Consider the following 1,918-nt stretch of genomic DNA (forward strand, 5'->3'; position numbering starts at 1 on the left):
GTTTTGGCGCGGTTGGGCGGCGCATCCGAACCGGGATAAGGCAGCTCTGGCTCGGCGGCTTTGGCTCCGCCATGCGCCGGCGCTTGCCCTTCCGCACCTGCGGCGCCATCGGCATGCTCCCACGGCTCGAGATCGGTCTGGTCGGCATGAACCGGCTCTTCGGGAACCTCGGGCTGCGAAGCGTTCGCTGCTTCCTCGGCCTTCGCCTCGTCTGTCTGCGCCTCCTGCGTGGCGGCGTCCTCGTCGGCGATGCGTGAGACGGCGCCCGGCTCGAGATCGATGGTCACCGGCTCGCGGCGGCTTTTCGAGTGTCGCATCTTCGGCGTCTTGACCATGCCTGGGCTCCGCACATTCGCTTCGTCTCAACGCCTGGCGGCGCATGATGGTTCAGAAAGGGTCTAGCACATCACCAAGCGGTGAAAAGGGGCGGTGTGATGACGCGGCTCAGCGCGGCGCCTGCAAAAGCGCCAGCAATGCCTCCTCGTCAGGTTGCGCGGCAATGCGGATCCTTTCGCCGGCGGCATCGTCGAAGGCTGCGGCGATCCGCGTGGAAAGCGCAAAAACCCATGTTTTTTCGAAGAGACCGCGCAGAGCGGGCCGTCTTGCCAACATCTGCATCGCCGCCGCCGCCTTGGCTGAATAGAGCAATACCGCGTCGGCAGGTTGCCCCGACAGGCGTTCGAGGGTGACTTCGTCCGGATAACCCACTGTCAGCGTGTCATAGGTCTCGACGGCGTGGACCCGAACGCCCGCCGTCCCGAGCCTCTGTTCGAACGCCGGAAAACGCACGCGCCCGCAGAGGTAGACAATCGTCTTTCCAGAAAAATCGGCAGCGAGAACGTCGGCCAGCGCCTCGGCATCGCCGGGGCCTTCACTGACCGACAAAAACCCCGCTTTGCGGGCAGCTTCCGCAGTCCGCCTGCCGACGGCATGACAAGGCAAGGCGGCGAGCGTCGCGATGATTTCTTCCGGCGCATGGCGCATGGCATTGGCGCTTGTGACGGCCACCGCGACGGCATCGTCCGGGATCAGTCCGGCGGCGACAGGCAACGCCTTTGTTTCGGTCAGGGGCAAAAGAACCGGCTGAAAACCTGCCTCCTCCAGCCGATGCGCTGTGCGCGAAGCACCCGGTTCCGGCCTGGTCACCAGGACGCGAAGCATTTCAGAGCCAGCCGTCGAAGAACTTTTCGCCGGCCCTGGCGCGCACGCTCCGGGCCGCTTCGCCGCCGATCCGGGCGGCGTCTTGCGCCGGTCCCTGCAGTTCGACCGTGTGTGACTGCGTGCCGTCGGGCGAGATGATCAGCCCGGCAAAAGACAGTTTTCCGGCCTCGATCGCCGCATAGCCGGCGATCGGCGTGCGGCAGGAGCCATCGAGCGCCGCCAGGAAGGCACGCTCGCAGGCCAGCGCCTGGCCGGTCGGCACATCATGGACGGCCGCCAGCATCTTTTCGACATCGCGGTCGCCGATACGGGTTTCGATGCCGATCGCGCCTTGCCCCGGCGCCGGCGGGAAGACATCGAGCGGTATCAGGTCGGTGACGACATGCTCGAGCCCAAGCCGCTTCAGCCCGGCATAGGCCAGGATCGTGCCGGCGGCGACGCCTTCGTCGAGCTTGCGCAGCCGCGTCTGCACATTGCCGCGGAACATCACCACGTCGAGATCCGGCCGCATCCGGCGGATCAGCGCTTGCCGCCGTAGCGACGACGAGCCGACTTTCGCCCCGCGCGGCAGTTCGGCGATCGTCTTCGCCGCTTTGCCGACAAAGGCGTCGCGTGCGTCCTCGCGCGGCAGGAAGGCCGACAGTTCGAGGCCGTCGGGCAGTTGCGTCGGCATGTCTTTCGACGAATGCACGGCGATGTCGATCCGGCCGGCCAGCAGCGCCTCCTCGATCTCCTTGGTGAACAGGCCCTTGCCGCC

2 protein-coding genes and 1 pseudogene are annotated in these 1,918 nt (G+C 66.5%); all 3 read right to left on the reverse strand.

Annotated elements, in window-relative coordinates; translation table 11 throughout:
* Positions 1 to 335: pseudogene (locus EN969_RS28990) on the reverse strand (phage tail protein); the annotation flags it as partial.
* Between the two features lie 109 nt (positions 336 to 444).
* On the reverse strand, positions 445 to 1,161 hold the full coding sequence (locus tag EN969_RS28995; RefSeq protein WP_063169517.1) for a uroporphyrinogen-III synthase: 717 nt from the start codon (positions 1,159 to 1,161) through the stop codon (positions 445 to 447).
* Between the two features lies 1 nt (position 1,162).
* A partial coding sequence (gene hemC, locus EN969_RS29000) for a hydroxymethylbilane synthase (RefSeq protein ID WP_127419621.1) occupies positions 1,163 to 1,918 on the reverse strand: 756 nt, incomplete at its 5' end.

Origin of the sequence: Mesorhizobium sp. M7A.F.Ca.CA.003.01.2.1, from assembly GCF_003998945.1 — a bacterium.
Taxonomy (GTDB): domain Bacteria; phylum Pseudomonadota; class Alphaproteobacteria; order Rhizobiales; family Rhizobiaceae; genus Mesorhizobium; species Mesorhizobium ciceri.

Coding starts and splice junctions, on each gene's coding strand:
- EN969_RS28995 (WP_063169517.1), bottom strand. CDS start 1,161: ATGCTTCGCGTCCTGGTGACCAGGCCGGAACCGGGTGCTTCGCGCACA.